Genomic DNA, 15,254 nt, shown 5'->3' with positions numbered 1-15,254 from the left:
CAGGCCCATGACCTCGCATCAAGCTCTATTGCAGGGCGCGGGGACCCCGTTCAATAACAAAGGCAGCGACAAGCGCGTAGAGGATATGCCCCCAGAACGCGACATAGGTAATACCGGTCCAACCTAGAAATGGCGGGTTTCCAGCAATCAGATGCGCGACGAAATATAGCGCAAAGACCCACAGCCCGATGCCATAAGCAACAGCTGTTAGAGGCCAAGGCAGGATCGGCATGATTTTTTTCTGAAGCGGGCGTGCGACCAGCAAATACCCCAGCGGGTATAGGATGAGGCCAGTGATGAAATGCATCATGTCCCCGCCACCCTTGGGAACTGATCCGAAAATTGTATTCAGTGTCGAGGTGGCCAGTCCGACGGGCGCAAGTTTGGCAAAACCAAAAAGCGGGCTTAGCGCTTGACCAAACATATCAAAAGCAATCGTTGCCAATGCTCCTGCGGTGAGGATGGTGAAGATACTGCGGTTCATTTTGTTTGCTCCATAATAGGTTTTCCATCGAATACGTGATGGAATCCGCGCAGCAAACCCACCTCACGCAAGCCTGTTCGTCGCCGGAATTTTCGTGAACGATTGTAACAATATTTCTGTGTAGGCTTTTTAGAGACTGTTTTTGTTCAATTGGTGAAAAAAACCGCCTACACATTTTTAATTTTCTTGAATTTAGTTTTCAGGATTGCAATATCACTGCAGGCTATGATGAGTTTTTACAATGACCAGTTTTGATCTGAGTGCATTTTTGCCCTATCAAATTGCTAACGCGGCCAACAAGATTTGTCGGGAACTGGAACATGAGTTTCAGGATAAATTTGATATATCCATATCAGAATGGAACGTATTGGTGCGCCTCTCTCAGGGTGGTCCAATCAGCGTCCGAGAAATCAGCGCTCACGTGAACATGGATAAATCCAAAATCTCACGCGCAACAAGCCGACTTGAAATATCAGGGTATGTCTCCAAACGTATCGATAAAAAGGATCGGCGACTTGTCAGTCTGGCTATGACTGACAAAGGGCGCACCACATTTGCCGAGCTGGCACGGGTTGCTGATAATTATCAGGCGCGCTTGGACAAACAGCTTGGTCAAAAGGCACCGCCGCTGGTCTCGGGGCTGAAACAACTGATGCAGTAGCGTTTCGACGCTACGTCAGGCTAACTGTTGTACGGGTTGCGGCGTAGTATTGCGCAAAGCAGTCCAATGACAGGGAACATCATATGTCAGATATCGTAATCCTAAGTGGTGCGCGCACTGCAATCGGAACATTCGGCGGCGCTTTGGCTGGAACGGCACCCATTGATCTGGGCACGGCTGTTGCCAAGGCTGCTCTGGATCGGGCCGGAGTCGATGGTGCGCAGATTGGCCATGTAGCCTTTGGTCATGTCATCAATACAGAACCACGTGATATGTATCTGTCCCGTGTGGCTGCGATGCAGTCGGGGATACCAGATACGGTGCCCGCCATGAACGTGAACCGGCTTTGTGGGTCTGGGGTCCAGGCAATAGTTTCGGTGATACAGTCTCTGATGCTGGGCGATGCTCAGTTTGGCCTTGCAGGCGGGGCCGAGAATATGAGCCGGTCCCCTTACATAATGCCGCAAGCCCGTTGGGGTCAGAAAATGGGTGATGTGGACGTGCAGGATATGATGCTTGGTGCATTAAATTGCCCATTTGGAACCGGACATATGGGTGTGACCGCAGAAAATGTCGCAGCAGAGCATGATATTTCTCGTGAGGCGCAGGATGCTTTCGCACTGGAAAGTCAGACCCGCGCAGCGCGCGCGATTGAAGAGGGGCGTTTCAAAGATCAAATCGCCCCGGTCGAGGTGCGTGTGAAGCGTGACATGGTTGCTTTTGAGGTTGATGAGCATCCCAAGGCGACATCCTCTGAAGCACTTGCATCGCTACGGCCTGCCTTCCAGAAAGATGGCTCTGTTACAGCTGGAAACGCCTCGGGTTTAAATGATGGTGCTGCTGCTGTTGTATTGGCACGTGCTGACGCGGCCGAGGCAGTTGGCTTGACCGCGCGTGCCAGAATTGTGGGCTACGCCCATGCGGGCGTGCGGCCTGAAGTTATGGGGATTGGCCCTGTTCCTGCGGTTGAAAACCTGCTGGCCAAAACGGGCTTGTCTGTTACGGATTTTGATGTGGTCGAGTCGAACGAGGCTTTTGCGGCGCAAGCTCTTGCCGTTAATAAAGGTTTGGGTCTGGACGCTGCGAAGGTGAACCCGAATGGTGGCGCTATCGCGTTGGGTCATCCTGTGGGGGCGACGGGTGCAATAATCACGGTCAAAGCCTTATACGAGTTGGAGCGTATCGACGGAAAGCTGGCCCTGATTACCATGTGTATCGGTGGTGGCCAGGGGATCGCACTGGCAATTGAACGCATTTAGAGTCTTTTTAGCTCTGACGTGGAATGTCATGTATTGGCTTATTTTGCTCCCTTGATCGAGGCGTAATTCGCTAATTCAATTCCGGTGGTACGCGCAAGGATCAGCCATGATGGGACCGAGGCAGGAAGCGCAGGCGGCGTTGTTCTACGAATTCTGGCTGGAGGATAATGTTTCCCAAGATCACCTGCTGCGGTCGATTGATCGGTTTGTCGAGCTAGGGCTTGTAGACATTCAGGCTAGGACTGATCAAATGAATGCTCCACACGCTGTATATTAGTATCTCGACACGCTGGATGAGGCTGCGTTTGGTGCTGCCAGCGAAGTACAACCCAAGTTCACGTCCCATTCCGATCCGGCAAGCCAATGGACCTCTGCTCGTAAAGGACCAGTATTCTTTAGCTATTCGGACAATTACCTCATCGGCACTAATCATGGGGCGATCATCGATGACGAGGCAACGCATTCAATCCGGCAGATCGAAGTCGGGTCGACGAAAATCATGCAGAAGTGGGTCAAAGAGAAGTTCGATTTGCATCCTGGACGCCTGATCGTAGACACAACCTATGGCACTGGGCCAATACTAGGCTGGCTGGTTGATCGTAAGATAACCCACGTATTCCGGTCTTCGACAAGGCAGATCGATCCGATGGTATATGGTCACGCGCCCACTTTGAATGGGATGCCGAGAATGATAAAGACGTCTGTATTGAAGGCTATGCCCTCAAGCCGTTCCGAACCGAGGTCTGACGGGCAAAGGGGTCGCGCGATACCGCGCGCTGAAACTGACCTGCCAAGCCTGCCTATCGAAAGCCGAAGTGCTGCCCGAACGTCGATGCCTGCAAGATCACTTGTGAAGAACATGAAGACGCCCGCCAGTACGTCATCTCCATGAAGCTCAGGAAGAAGGTCGAGATGCTCTTCGCCCACCTCAAACGCATCCTCGGCTTGGGATGGCTCCGACTACGTGGCCCATGCGGTGCAAACGACGAATTCCTCCTTGCAGACACCGCCCAGAACCTGGCTAAGATATTTCCCGCCCCGCAGCAACTGCGCAAAGCCTGATCACAAAAACGCTCGCAGCGGGCTCAAGATGCTGCTTTCTGCGATCGCAACACGTTGCTTTTTAACAGAATCGACTCAAAGCCTTCATCTGGCCCATTTTCGGATGACTACGCAGCCGTACATGCTTGCTAAACCTTCTCAAACGTAATCACCACATCGCCCACATCCGCCCCAAAGCGTTTCATGTAGGCTTTGTTCAGCAAGCGGTCCTCGCTCAGCAACCACATCCAGTCATCGAACGTCACGCGCGTGGTCTCGCCCGGACCGGCCGGCAGATCAATCGTGTATGTCCAGTTGAACCGATCCCCGTCCTCGCGCCCTTTGGCCTGCCCAATCACGCCGGGGGCTGTGCCGACCCAAGTGTCCGGCCCGGTCTTGCGCAGCGACCAGACGCGCTGTTCGGTCGTGCCATCGTCATACACGAAATCCTCGACCAGCGTCAGCACCTTACCGTCCCACGTGCCTTTGATCGCAACCTCGAACCGATTGCGTACCGTGCCAAATACGTCTTGAAACTGACCATAAGCCACCAGATCACCAACAAAGAACTCCTCAAGGTTCAGCTTACGTGTACTCAGCGCAGGATCATTGAACGAAGGCTTGCCCGTGCAGGCGGTCACGAAAAGGCAGAGGGCAAGGATAAATACACGCATGATCGATCTCCGTTTTTCTTAATACGGACGAACCCTTGTTGCAGATGTATCTTCCCCTATCCCAGTTCCCCGCCTATAAGCGCGCCATGTTGGATCAAACCGAAATTCATCCTCTGTTTGAGGGTGCGCCAAAAACGACCGAGTTCAAGAAGCTGCGCAAGCGGATCGTTAAAAACGCGCGTGACGCGATTGAACAATACGCGATGATCGAACGGGGCGCGCGCTGGCTGGTTTGTCTGTCCGGGGGCAAGGACAGCTACACGCTTTTGGCCGTACTTTACGAACTGAAATGGCGCGGACTTCTGCCGGTCGAGATACTGGCCTGCAACCTAGATCAGGGACAACCTGGTTTCCCTGCCACTGTCTTGCCGGACTTTCTGGAAAAGATGGGTGTGCCGCACCGGATTGAGTATCAGGACACCTATTCTGTCGTCATGGACAAAGTTCCGCAGGGGCGGACATATTGCGCTCTTTGTTCGCGGTTGCGGCGAGGAAATCTTTATCGGATCGCGCGCGAAGAGGGCTGCAACGCCGTAGTGCTTGGTCATCATCGGGACGACATTTTGGAGACCTTTCTAATGAATCTCTTTCATGGCGGACGGCTCTCTACGATGCCGCCGAAGCTCGTGAATGAAGAGGGCGATTTGTTCGTGTTCCGCCCGCTCGCTTATGTAGCGGAACAGGATTGCGAGCGATTTGCGCAGGCGATGAGCTACCCAATTATTCCCTGTGACCTGTGTGGAAGTCAGGACGGATTGCAGCGCCAACAGGTCAAACAAATGCTCGACGGATGGGAAAAGAATAGCCCCGGACGCCGTCAGGTGATGTTCCGAGCCTTGATGAATGCTCGCCCGTCGCACCTGCTCGACCCGGAGATGTTTGATTTTGCCAGTTTGACCCGCGCTGCCAAAGAAACCACGGAAACAGGATGAGTATTATTGCCTGAGTGGCATCGAATTTGGTCGATGGCAGCCAAAGCCTTTTGGGCCAAATTTGATGAAAATCCTCTGTAAATTGATGTGCTCGGTTAATACTCTGCCCATCGTGTCATCGTAGCGTAATGCCCATCACATGCTGAAGGGTCTCCGATGATCAACTTAAAGCAATATTGGCAACGATTGCGCAGATTGAACCAACCCCGCGATCTGCTTTTGGCAGCAATGCCTTTTGTCGCGCTGCTTGCCTATTGGTTTGACAATAATTCAGTTGCCGTCGCGGTTGCTGGTCTTTTGGCTGCCGCTCTTTTGCTTGATCATACAAAAAGCCCAGCGCCTGTCTCTGTGCGTCAGACGGGCGATGTGACGGATGAAACCGGGTTGATCCTTGCGATGGATAGCAACCTCAAACGTCAGGCTGATTTCAGACAAACCGCTTGTATCTTATTGGAAATCGACAATTTTGATCAGATGGAACGGGAATTGGGGCGTGAAACCTGTGATCGGCTCTTAGATCAGATCACGGGACGGATGCGTGCATTGATGCGCTCGGAAGATACGATTGCGCTTGTATCCCGATCCTGCTTCGGAATCGGCGTGCGCGCCGTGCGCCGTCCGGAACTAGGCGCGGTGATTGCGCTCATCAAGCGCCTTCAGGATGGCAGCACACATTCCATTGCGGCTAATGGTGAAGTGTCCATGCACACCACTATTACCGCTGGGTTCTGTCTGGACGGTCAATCGCCGACCCGTACAGGTGCGGCACTGGTGGCTGCCGCGCAAGACGCATTGCAAGAGGCAAAACGATCTTCCCCCGGCGCGATACGGGCTTTTTCCGGCAGGCAACACGCGCAGAGCCGACAGGACGACAGGATCGTGTCAGACTTTCTGCATGCGCTGCACCACGGGCAGGTCCGTCCGTGGTTCCAGCCTCAGATATCAACTGATACGGGCGAAGTGACAGGGTTTGAGGCTTTGGCCAGATGGCACCATCCGGAACGGGGCATTCTTGTACCGGCTGACTTTCTGCCTGCGCTCGAAGATGCGGAACGCACCGAGGAACTTTGTGAGGTGATCGTACAGCAGGCGCTCAAGGCCCTGAAATCGTGGGATAAAGCGGGCATTTCAATCCCATCTGTGTCAGTGAATTTCGCAACGCAGGAACTGCGAAATCCAGCGCTGGCCGAACGCATCAAGTGGGACGTGGACCGGTTTGAACTGACTCCGGATCGCCTGACCATAGAAATTCTTGAAACCGTTGTCGCTAATGCTGATGACGACGTAATTTCCCACAACATCCGTGCTTTGGCAGCGCAGGGCTTCCAGATTGACCTGGATGATTTTGGCAAGGGGCAGACATCGCTTCTGAATATCCGGCGATTCAATGTGGATCGTATCAAGATTGATAGATCCTTCGTAATGCATGCTGATGACGATCCAGCACAGCAACAGATGATCGCCGCCATCATCAGTATGGCCGAGCAGTTGCGTATCGATACAATCGCGGAAGGCGTTGCCACTTTGGGCGAGCAAAGCATTCTGTCACAACTCGGATGCACCCACCTGCAAGGCTATGTCATTGCCCGGCCAATGCCTTTTGAAGACACGGTGCCATGGCTGTCCGAACGCCAGACCAAGCTATGCAGGACACCCCGGCTTGGTCGGCGTGTAGGATAGGCTAGTTCAGAGCCGAAAACACCAGCCTGGCGTGACCTGACATACCGTCACTTTACCCTAAAACTGCTTGACCTTTGGCGGCACAAACGATTGAACCACTCTGACATTCCAAAGACAGGTGGTAGTCCCCGAATGGACGATCAAAACAAGAACCTTATTCTTGCAACAGTTCTCAGTTTTCTTGTGATTGTGGTGTGGTTCGTCCTGTTCCCGCCTCCAGAGCCTGTTGTCGATCCCAACACAACCTCTGTGACAGAGACACAGACGCCCGACGCGACAAATGCAGATAGTTTGCAAATACCTTCCGGGGATCAGACAGGTACACCCAATGTGGGCCAATTGCCCCAACAGAGCGATGCACTAAGAGAGCTATCCGCAGCTGAGCGGATCACCATCGACACCCCCGAACTCAGCGGCTCGTTAACGCTTTTGGGTGGGCGGATCGATGATCTGTCCTTAAAATCTTACAAAGAAACGCTTGATGAGGGGTCGCCCACCGTCACACTTCTGGAACCAGAGGGCAATCAAAATGCCTATTACAGCTTACAAGGCTGGGTTCCATCGGGCGATATAAGCGCCGATCAAGTGCCAGATAAGAATACCTTGTGGACGGTAGAAAGCGGCGAGACGCTTACCCCAGAAACCCCGGTAACGCTACGCTGGGATAATGGCGCTGGGCTGGTATTCCTGCGCCAGATCTCGGTAGACGATAAATATATGTTTGCGATCACTCAATCGGTCGAGAACCAGACGAATAGCGAAATCAAGCTGTTTCCCTACTCCTATATCGCGCGTCATGGTGAGCCTGATACGATTGGTTTCTTCATCTTGCATGAAGGGGTTGTACGTCTGACCAATGGAATTTTGGGCGAGATCGACTACGGCGATATGGCCGATCTTGACCCGACCGAGGCTGATGAGACAGACAGCGAACGGATGCAATTAACTGAAAGCGGCTGGATCGGATTTACCGACAAGAACTGGATGACAACGCTTATTCCCGAACAGGGAAAGCCAGCGACAACACTTACCAAATACTATGCCGCACATGACATCTACCGGACCGAGCTTTGGCAAGACCCCGTGACAGTTGCCGCAGGTCAAACCGCAGAGGTTAAATCCCAACTTTTCGCTGGTGCGAAAGAATGGGAAGCGATCCGCCATTATCAGGATGAAGGCGTCACGAAGTTCATCGAAAGCATCGACTGGGGCTGGTTTTCATATCTGACCAAGCCGATCTTCCGTATGCTGCACTGGCTGAACGAAATCATCGGCAATATGGGCTGGTCGATCATTGTCCTGACGCTTGTAATCAAGGCCGTTCTACTGCCATTGGCCTATAAGTCCTATGTCTCCATGGCAAAAATGAAAGAGCTTCAACCTGAAATGGAAAAGCTCAAGGAACGTGCCGGGGACAACCGCGAAGAGCTGCAAAAAGGGATGATGAAGCTCTACAAGGATAACAAGGTGAACCCGGCGGCAGGCTGCCTGCCTATTTTATTACAGATCCCTATCTTTTTCTCGCTCTACAAGGTGATTTTCGTCACGATCGAGCTGCGCCACGCACCGTGGCTTGGCTGGATCCGTGACCTAAGTGCGCCCGATCCGTCCTCGATCCTGAACCTGTTTGGCCTGATGCCTTGGAGCACACCCGAGGTTGGGTCGATCTTCTTCATCTTCTCACTGGGTGTGTTGCCGATCATTCTGGGTATCTCGATGTGGCTTCAGCAAAAATTGAACCCGGCCCCGACGGACCCGACACAGGCGATGGTGTTTGCATGGATGCCATGGGTATTCATGTTCATGCTGGGCAGTTTTGCCAGCGGTCTGGTGTTGTATTGGATCGCCAACAACATCATTACCTTCGCCCAGCAATATATGATTATGAGAAGCCAAGGTTACTCGCCTGATCTGTTTGGAAACATCAAGTCCAGTTTCAAACGTAACAAACCACCGGCAGAATGACCGGGACGGTTGCCCATATACGTCGTCACCCAATTAAATCCCACGGTCGGGAAGCATTGGATCATGTGACACTGACTGCCGGTCAGACCATGCCGTGGGATCGCACATGGGCCGTTGCCCATGAAGGGGCGCGTCTGGATGGCTTAGAGTGGGTCCCTTGTGCGAATTTTTCGCGTGGGGCCAAAGCACCGCAACTGATGGCCATTAGTGCCAAGCTAGATGAAGCGACCGAGACAATTACCCTGACCCACCCTGATCGGCCAGACCTGACCTTGCACCCCGAAAAGGATGCCAACGCATTACTGGACTGGGTGGCACCGCTGATGCCGCAAGACCGGGCGCAATCGGCGCGGGTCATCCGCGTGGCAGGTCGTGGAATGACGGATACAGATTTCCCTTCTGTTTCGATCAATACTCTCGCCAGTCATCGTGCTGTCGAAGCCCAGATCGGACATGATCTGGCCCTTGATCGCTGGCGCGGAAATATCTGGCTGGACGGGTTTGAGCCTTGGGAAGAATTCAACTGGGTCGGCAAGACACTTCGGATAGGGGATGCACAGCTGGAGATACGTGAGCGGATCACCCGCTGTCTTGCAACCACGGCCAACCCCGCCACAGGCAAGCGCGATGCAGACACTCTGGCAGCGCTTGACCATTGGGGGCATCGCGATTTCGGCGTCTATGGCGTTGTGACCAAAAGCGGTCAGATCACCTGCGGCGATGCCGTAACAGTTAGCGCATGAGCCAGTTCACCTTCAAAACGGCCGACGCACCAGAGCCGGACATTGCCGAGATCGGGCGCAAGCTTTTCGCAGGTCAGACAGAATTTCTGAAGGGTGTGGTCGCGATGGACGGCATGCCGCCTGCCGACCGGCTTGAGGTCTGCTTTGCGGGCCGGTCCAATGTCGGCAAGTCCTCTTTGATTAACGCGATCACAGGGCGCAAAGCGCTGGCGCGGACCTCAAACACACCTGGTCGCACGCAAGAGATCAACTTTTTCACTCTGGCCGAAAGCCATTATCTGGTTGATCTACCCGGTTACGGCTTCGCCGAAGCCCCGCTGCCCATCGTCGAGAAGTGGCAACGATTGTTAAAAGCCTATCTGTCCGGGCGTCAAACCCTACGGCGGGCTTTCGTGCTGATTGATGCGCGCCATGGGATCAAGAAGGTTGATCAGGATATTCTGACGTTGCTGGATAAATCGGCAGTGATATTTCAAGTTGTTCTGACGAAGATCGACAAGATTAAATCAAAGGATCAGAATGCTGTAATCGCGCAGGTCAGTCAGGTGCTGTCGTCCCATCCTGCCGCATATCCGGAAATTGTACTGACTTCTTCTGAAAAGGGTGATGGTATCGCCACCCTGCGCAGCATCATCGCGACACTGGAATAGGCAAACGCTTTGCTAGGCAGCTCATATCTGCAAAACACGGTATTTCTAACATCACAACAATTGCAAAGTTTTAAAGCGGTAACGCTGTTGTCGATTTGATCTCCTCCATCGAAAGCAGCGCTGTAACATTATAGATTCGCACTTCTGAAATCAGCGCCTGATAAAACACGTCATAGGCACGGGCATTTTCGACGCGGACCTTCAGAATGTAGTCAATTTCACCGGCCAATCGGTGTGCTTCCATCACTTCAGGGCGGGCTTTCAGTGTCGCAAGGAATTTCTGTTGCCAGTCGCTCTCATGCTCTGATGTGCGAATAAGGACGAAAAAACAAGCCTCTAGCCCAAGCGCATCTGCGTCCAGTACAACGGTGTCTTGCTTGATCACCCCGGCAGCGCGCAGCTTCTTGATACGGTTCCATACCGGCGTTTTGGAGGAGCCAACCTTCCGTGCGATGTCCTCAAGAGATTGTGAGGCATCTTCCTGTAGTTGCTTGAGAATATTCCGATCCATGGCATCCAGTCGGGCAGACATTCTGATTTCTCCGGTTTCTTGGAACGCGTATATCTATTGCAACGCAAATTAGAACATTATTCCTTATTTTGCATAGTGTATAGCCAATAATTGGGAAAATATCCTATATTACCCATAAGTTCTCAAAGAGGCCGATATGAAGCACTTTCCGATTTTCATAGCAGTTGAGGGCCGCCGGATTGTTGTATCAGGCGGCGGAGAAGCAGCACTGGCCAAGCTACGCTTGTTGCTGAAAACCGAAGCGCATCTCAATGTCTTCGCCGCTGAGCCCGCGCAGGAAATCCGCGATTGGGCACATAAAGGTCGCCTGACTCTGACCCCACGCGCCTTGGAGCCGGGCGATACGCTCTGCGCCAAATTGTTCTATGCCGCAAATGAAGATGAGGCTGAGGACGCACGCGTTGCAGCGCTGGCACATGCAGACGGCGCATTGGTCAATATCGTAGACAACCTTAATGATAGCGCCTTTATCACGCCTGCAATTGTAGATCGTGACCCCGTGACTATTGCCATTGGTACAGAAGGCGCTGCCCCGGTTCTGGCGCGGACTATCAAGAAAGACCTTGAGGAAAAGCTCCCTGCAAACCTTGGTTTGCTTGCCCGCATCGGCAAAGCATTTCGCAACCGCATGGAGGCCCTACCCTTCGGCGTGAAGCGTCGTGATTTCTGGTTGGATTATTATTTCAACACTGACGTCTCTACCAATGCAACCGAAGCGCAGCATACGCTTGAAACACTTCTTGAAAAGCATCTGCAGAGTGATGACAAAAAAGGACGTGTCGATCTGGTTGGCGCGGGTCCCGGCGACCCTGAACTTTTAACATTGAAAGCCCGCAACGCCTTGGACAAGGCGGATGTCGTGATCTATGACCGCCTCGTTTCGCAAGAAATTCTTGAGCTGGCCCGACGCGAAGCAACCATGATTTCCGCTGGCAAGGAAGGCTTTGGCCCATCCGTCTCTCAGGATGAGATCAACGCGATGATCACTGGGCATGCCATAAATGGCGCTCATGTGGTGCGCTTGAAATCAGGCGACCCCACAGTTTTCGGCCGGCTAGATGAAGAGATTGAAGCCTGTGAAGCCTTAAACATCGACTGGCGCATCATTCCCGGCATCACTGCAGCCTCTGCCGCGGTTGCTTCGATCGGGCAAAGCCTGACGAAACGCGGGCGTAACTCTGGCATCCGCTTCCTGACGGGCCATGACACAAAAGGGTTTGCCGATCACGATTGGCGTGCGCTCGCCCAAAAGGGCGAGGTTGCGGCGATCTATATGGGTAAGAAATCCGCCCGGTTTTTCCAAGGCCGTCTGCTGATGCACGGGGCCGACCCTGCGACACCAGTGACAGTGATCGAGAATGCATCGCGCACTGATCAACGCATTCTGTCCACAACTCTGTCCGAGCTGGAACCTGCGTTAAGCAATGCCAATCTGACGGGTCCTGCGCTGACATTTCTGGGTCTCGCCCCACGCGCTGCCTTGCAGGCGGCAGAAGACATCAACCCACAGGAGGTAGCCTATGAGCCGCGCCTTTACACCTAAAGTTATTACCGCAAATGCCTTGCTGGAAGGTGACGTTATTTACCTGACTGCAAACGACCAATGGTCGCGGGAGCTTTCGCAGGCCGAAGTGATCGAGGACGAGGCTCATGGCGATCTTCGATTGCTCTTTGCACAATCCCAACCCGATGAGATCGTAGGCGCCTACCTTGCTGATGTGAAGATCGGTGAAAACGGCCCAGAGCCTGTGCATTTCCGCGAGGAATTCCGCACGCGTGGTCCCTCAAATTACAAACATGGCAAACAGGCGGAGACTGTCTGATGTATCAATACACCTCCTTCGACCGCGATTTTCTGGCTGAACGCAATGCGCAATTCCGTGCTCAGGTCGAGCGCCGCATTGATGGTTCACTGACAGAGGATGAATTCAAACCACTGCGCCTGATGAATGGTCTCTACCTGCAGCTTCATGCCTATATGCTGCGGGTGGCAATTCCTTACGGTACGCTGAACAGCGCCCAGATGGATCAATTGGCGATGATTGCAGATAAGTGGGACAAGGGTTACGGCCATTTCACAACGCGTCAGAACATCCAGTATAACTGGCCAAAACTGCGCGATGTGCCCGATATGCTTGATGCTTTGGGCGAGGTTGGCATGCATGCCATCCAGACCTCTGGCAACACGATCCGCAATGTGACTGCCGATCATTTCGCCGGTGCTGCCGCTGATGAAATCGAAGATCCGCGCCCGATAGCGGAACTGCTGCGTCAATGGTCTACGGACCATCCTGAATTCCAGTTCCTGCCCCGCAAGTTCAAGATTGCCGTATCAGGTGCCGAACAGGACCGCGCCGTTACACGCGCCCATGATATTGGCCTGCAAATGGTCCGTCGTGGCGAAGACGTCGGCTTTGAGGTCATCGTCGGCGGTGGTCTTGGCCGCACGCCGATGATTGGCAAAACCCTGCGTGAGTTTCTTCCCAAAGAAGACCTGCTGCCTTATTGCGAGGCTATTGTCAGCGTCTACAACCTGCTTGGCCGCCGCGACAACAAATACAAAGCACGCATCAAGATTACGGTGCATGAAAACGGTATCGACACGATCCGTGACCTTGTGGAAGAGCGTTTTGCGTTGTTGAAACCGCAATTCAACGGTGTCGATCAAGAGATGCTGCGCGGCATTGAGGCACAATTTGCGGCGCCTGATTTCCTGAAAAGCTCTACCGCGTCTTTCAAAGCGACCTATCACGAAGATCCTGTCTTCCGGTCCTGGGTGGATACCAACATCACGAAGCATCGTAATGACGATTACGCAATCGTCTCGATCAGCCTCAAGAAACAGGGGCAGACCCCCGGTGATGCGACCAGCGACCAGATGCGTGTCATGGCGAATATTGCACGGGATTTTGCCCATGATGAGCTGCGTATTTCGCATGAACAGAATGTCATCTTGCCGCATGTTCATCGCGCGCATTTACCTGAAATCCACACACGGCTTAAGGCTGCGGGTCTCGCAACTGCCAATATTGGCTTGATCTCTGACATTATTGCTTGCCCCGGTATGGATTACTGCGCACTGGCCACAGCGCGCTCCATCCCGGTTGCACAAAAGATCGCAACCCGGTTCGACGAGTTGAAGCTGGAGCACGATATAGGTGAGCTGAAGATCAAAATCTCCGGCTGCATCAACGCCTGCGGGCATCACCATGTCGGCCATATTGGCATTCTCGGCCTTGATCGTGCGGGTGTAGAAAACTATCAAATCACCCTTGGCGGTGATCACACGCAAACCGCGAATATAGGTGAGCGTGCTGGCCCCGGTTTCGCCTATGACGAGATCGTCCCGGCCATCGAGCGCCTGATCTATGCCTATCTTGATTTGCGCGAAAACGGCGATGAAACCTTCATCCAGACCTATCGTCGCCTTGGCCTCGCGCCCTTCAAAACCGCGCTTTATCCGGAGGCGAAAGCCAATGCCGCTTGATCTTGAGCTTGCGCCGATAAAAGACCGCGTTGCCGCATTGAACAATGAACTTGGCGATGCGGCACCCGAGGATGTTCTGCGCGAGGCCCTGCAAAGCGCAGGGGTTGGGCTGACCGCAATGGTCAGCTCTTTTGGTGCGGAATCGGTGATGCTTTTACACATGCTTTCGCGCATTGACCGACTTGTTCCGGTACTGTTCATTGATACGGAAATGCTGTTTCCAGAAACGCTGAGCTATCAGAAAGAACTGACGTGCACCCTAAAACTCAACAGCCGTGTGATTACCCCTGATCGCGCAAAGATGTTTGAGCGCGATACGGACGGACTATTGCACCGTAATGACCCTGATGCCTGTTGCGCCCTGCGTAAGTCTGAACCTTTGGAACAGGCGCTCAGCAATTTTGACGCCTGGATTACCGGACGCAAGCGCGTCCAAGGTGGTGTGCGGGCGCAGATGCAGGTGTTTGAAGCCGATGGAACCCGTCTAAAGGTGAACCCACTGGCCAACATTGCGGCTCAAGACGTGCAGGCCTATATCGACACACATAATCTTCCGCGCCACCCACTTGTGGCCCGTGGCTTCCCTTCGATCGGCTGTGCGCCCTGCACAACAAAAGCAAAAGCGGATGAAAACCCGCGCGCGGGCCGCTGGCGTGGGATGGAAAAGACCGAATGCGGAATCCACCTCAAGGCTGGCCCGGCCGACCACAATACCACATCAGGAGTGGCAGAATGAGCATTATCGTTACCGACACAGGCTTTGCCAGTGATGATTGGACCCGTGGTTTCACCTCACTTGATGCAATGCCCGCCAATGACAACATATGTTGTCTTGATCTGCCCTCTGACGCTGACCCGACCATCCTGTCGAACAGGCTGAACGATATTGATATGATCCGTGTCGATTTTCCTAGTTTCGCAGATGGGCGCGGCTTCACCATCGCGCGCCGCCTGCGACTGATGGGATATGAAGGGCGTCTACGGGCAAAGGGCCATGTGATCGCGGATCAGTACGCAATGGCACGGCGCGCTGGTTTTGATGAGATCGAAATCAGCGATGATCTTGCCGCCCGTCAGCCCGAAAACCAATGGCTTGCCCGCGCGGATTGGCAACAGCATGACTATCAGTCGCGCCTGCGCGGCTAG

At 53.5% G+C, this 15,254-nt stretch carries 15 protein-coding genes and 1 pseudogene; 13 read left to right on the top strand and 3 right to left on the bottom strand.

Annotation, left to right across the window (positions count from 1 at the left end; translation table 11 throughout):
* Positions 1–25: 25 nt before the first annotated feature.
* The gene (locus ACZ1HF_RS14990) at positions 26–484 is read right to left on the bottom strand and encodes a hypothetical protein (protein WP_472658268.1); all 459 of its coding nucleotides are present in this window, start codon (positions 482–484) and stop codon (positions 26–28) included.
* A gap of 241 nt (positions 485–725) precedes the next feature.
* Between ACZ1HF_RS14990 and ACZ1HF_RS14985 the strand changes: the two genes are divergently transcribed.
* The 3 genes and pseudogenes from ACZ1HF_RS14985 to ACZ1HF_RS14975 form a co-directional block, all read left to right on the top strand.
* Positions 726–1,145 carry a MarR family winged helix-turn-helix transcriptional regulator gene (locus ACZ1HF_RS14985; RefSeq protein WP_472658267.1) on the top strand — a complete coding sequence of 140 codons (420 nt, stop codon included), beginning with the start codon at positions 726–728 and terminating at the stop codon, positions 1,143–1,145.
* Between the two features lie 83 nt (positions 1,146–1,228).
* On the top strand, positions 1,229–2,404 hold the full coding sequence (locus tag ACZ1HF_RS14980; RefSeq protein ID WP_472658266.1) for an acetyl-CoA C-acyltransferase family protein: 1,176 nt from the start codon (positions 1,229–1,231) through the stop codon (positions 2,402–2,404).
* Between the two features lie 250 nt (positions 2,405–2,654).
* Positions 2,655–3,466 (top strand): annotated as a pseudogene (locus ACZ1HF_RS14975) (transposase); the annotation flags it as partial.
* A 128-nt stretch (positions 3,467–3,594) separates the two neighbouring features.
* Here ACZ1HF_RS14975 and ACZ1HF_RS14970 read toward each other — a convergent pair.
* Positions 3,595–4,119 (bottom strand): DUF3833 domain-containing protein, encoded by a 525-nt coding sequence (locus tag ACZ1HF_RS14970; RefSeq protein WP_472658265.1) that lies wholly within the window; start codon positions 4,117–4,119, stop codon positions 3,595–3,597.
* Between the two features lie 86 nt (positions 4,120–4,205).
* Between ACZ1HF_RS14970 and ttcA the strand changes: the two genes are divergently transcribed.
* The 5 genes from ttcA (at position 4,206) to yihA (ending at position 10,089) form a co-directional block, all read left to right on the top strand.
* Entirely contained in the window at positions 4,206–5,051 is an 846-nt protein-coding gene (gene ttcA, locus ACZ1HF_RS14965) for a tRNA 2-thiocytidine(32) synthetase TtcA (RefSeq protein WP_472658264.1), read from the top strand.
* A 156-nt stretch (positions 5,052–5,207) separates the two neighbouring features.
* Entirely contained in the window at positions 5,208–6,731 is a 1,524-nt protein-coding gene (locus ACZ1HF_RS14960) for an EAL domain-containing protein (protein ID WP_472658263.1), read from the top strand.
* A gap of 132 nt (positions 6,732–6,863) precedes the next feature.
* On the top strand, positions 6,864–8,696 hold the full coding sequence (gene yidC, locus ACZ1HF_RS14955) for a membrane protein insertase YidC (RefSeq protein ID WP_472658262.1): 1,833 nt from the start codon (positions 6,864–6,866) through the stop codon (positions 8,694–8,696).
* Positions 8,693–9,439, top strand: coding sequence for an MOSC domain-containing protein (locus ACZ1HF_RS14950; protein ID WP_472658261.1), 747 nt, complete (start codon positions 8,693–8,695; stop codon positions 9,437–9,439). The genes yidC and ACZ1HF_RS14950 overlap by 4 nt, the downstream gene beginning before the upstream one ends.
* Complete coding sequence (gene yihA, locus ACZ1HF_RS14945) at positions 9,436–10,089, top strand: ribosome biogenesis GTP-binding protein YihA/YsxC (protein WP_472658260.1); 654 nt, start codon at positions 9,436–9,438, stop codon at positions 10,087–10,089. The genes ACZ1HF_RS14950 and yihA overlap by 4 nt, the downstream gene beginning before the upstream one ends.
* Positions 10,090–10,159: 70 nt before the next feature.
* On the opposite strand, the gene ACZ1HF_RS14940 is transcribed toward yihA, so the two are convergent.
* A complete protein-coding gene (locus tag ACZ1HF_RS14940; RefSeq protein ID WP_472658259.1) occupies positions 10,160–10,621 on the bottom strand; it encodes an Lrp/AsnC family transcriptional regulator in 462 nt (153 codons plus the stop codon).
* A 136-nt stretch (positions 10,622–10,757) separates the two neighbouring features.
* Between ACZ1HF_RS14940 and cysG the strand changes: the two genes are divergently transcribed.
* The 5 genes from cysG to ACZ1HF_RS14915 are packed head-to-tail and all read left to right on the top strand — an operon-like array spanning position 10,758 to position 15,254.
* Positions 10,758–12,164, top strand: a complete 1,407-nt coding sequence (gene cysG, locus ACZ1HF_RS14935) for a siroheme synthase CysG (protein WP_472658258.1) — start codon at positions 10,758–10,760, stop codon at positions 12,162–12,164.
* On the top strand, positions 12,142–12,444 hold the full coding sequence (locus tag ACZ1HF_RS14930; RefSeq protein ID WP_472658257.1) for a DUF2849 domain-containing protein: 303 nt from the start codon (positions 12,142–12,144) through the stop codon (positions 12,442–12,444). The genes cysG and ACZ1HF_RS14930 overlap by 23 nt, the downstream gene beginning before the upstream one ends.
* Positions 12,444–14,108: a nitrite/sulfite reductase gene (locus ACZ1HF_RS14925; RefSeq protein WP_472658256.1), complete on the top strand. Its 1,665-nt coding sequence runs from the start codon at positions 12,444–12,446 to the stop codon at positions 14,106–14,108. Before ACZ1HF_RS14930 ends, ACZ1HF_RS14925 begins: the two co-directional genes overlap by 1 nt.
* Positions 14,098–14,844 (top strand): phosphoadenylyl-sulfate reductase, encoded by a 747-nt coding sequence (locus ACZ1HF_RS14920; protein WP_472658255.1) that lies wholly within the window; start codon positions 14,098–14,100, stop codon positions 14,842–14,844. Before ACZ1HF_RS14925 ends, ACZ1HF_RS14920 begins: the two co-directional genes overlap by 11 nt.
* Complete coding sequence (locus ACZ1HF_RS14915; RefSeq protein ID WP_472658254.1) at positions 14,841–15,254, top strand: DUF934 domain-containing protein; 414 nt, start codon at positions 14,841–14,843, stop codon at positions 15,252–15,254. Before ACZ1HF_RS14920 ends, ACZ1HF_RS14915 begins: the two co-directional genes overlap by 4 nt.

It is taken from the genome of Litoreibacter sp. GN1-5, assembly GCF_055693805.1.
This window is presented reverse-complemented; position numbering and strand designations above follow the sequence as displayed.

What these genes read in the sequence shown, in the direction of transcription:
- ACZ1HF_RS14980 (WP_472658266.1), top strand. Translation starts at nt 1,229, where the DNA reads ATGTCAGATATCGTAATCCTAAGTGGTGCGCGCACTGCAATCGGAACA.
- ACZ1HF_RS14930 (WP_472658257.1), top strand. Translation starts at nt 12,142, where the DNA reads ATGAGCCGCGCCTTTACACCTAAAGTTATTACCGCAAATGCCTTGCTG.
- yidC (WP_472658262.1), top strand. Translation starts at nt 6,864, where the DNA reads ATGGACGATCAAAACAAGAACCTTATTCTTGCAACAGTTCTCAGTTTT.
- ACZ1HF_RS14990 (WP_472658268.1), bottom strand. Translation starts at nt 484, where the DNA reads ATGAACCGCAGTATCTTCACCATCCTCACCGCAGGAGCATTGGCAACG.
- ACZ1HF_RS14920 (WP_472658255.1), top strand. Translation starts at nt 14,098, where the DNA reads ATGCCGCTTGATCTTGAGCTTGCGCCGATAAAAGACCGCGTTGCCGCA.
- ACZ1HF_RS14970 (WP_472658265.1), bottom strand. Translation starts at nt 4,119, where the DNA reads ATGCGTGTATTTATCCTTGCCCTCTGCCTTTTCGTGACCGCCTGCACG.
- ACZ1HF_RS14940 (WP_472658259.1), bottom strand. Translation starts at nt 10,621, where the DNA reads ATGTCTGCCCGACTGGATGCCATGGATCGGAATATTCTCAAGCAACTA.
- ACZ1HF_RS14985 (WP_472658267.1), top strand. Translation starts at nt 726, where the DNA reads ATGACCAGTTTTGATCTGAGTGCATTTTTGCCCTATCAAATTGCTAAC.
- ACZ1HF_RS14950 (WP_472658261.1), top strand. Translation starts at nt 8,693, where the DNA reads ATGACCGGGACGGTTGCCCATATACGTCGTCACCCAATTAAATCCCAC.
- cysG (WP_472658258.1), top strand. Translation starts at nt 10,758, where the DNA reads ATGAAGCACTTTCCGATTTTCATAGCAGTTGAGGGCCGCCGGATTGTT.
- ACZ1HF_RS14915 (WP_472658254.1), top strand. Translation starts at nt 14,841, where the DNA reads ATGAGCATTATCGTTACCGACACAGGCTTTGCCAGTGATGATTGGACC.
- ACZ1HF_RS14925 (WP_472658256.1), top strand. Translation starts at nt 12,444, where the DNA reads ATGTATCAATACACCTCCTTCGACCGCGATTTTCTGGCTGAACGCAAT.
- ttcA (WP_472658264.1), top strand. Translation starts at nt 4,206, where the DNA reads ATGTTGGATCAAACCGAAATTCATCCTCTGTTTGAGGGTGCGCCAAAA.
- ACZ1HF_RS14960 (WP_472658263.1), top strand. Translation starts at nt 5,208, where the DNA reads ATGATCAACTTAAAGCAATATTGGCAACGATTGCGCAGATTGAACCAA.
- yihA (WP_472658260.1), top strand. Translation starts at nt 9,436, where the DNA reads ATGAGCCAGTTCACCTTCAAAACGGCCGACGCACCAGAGCCGGACATT.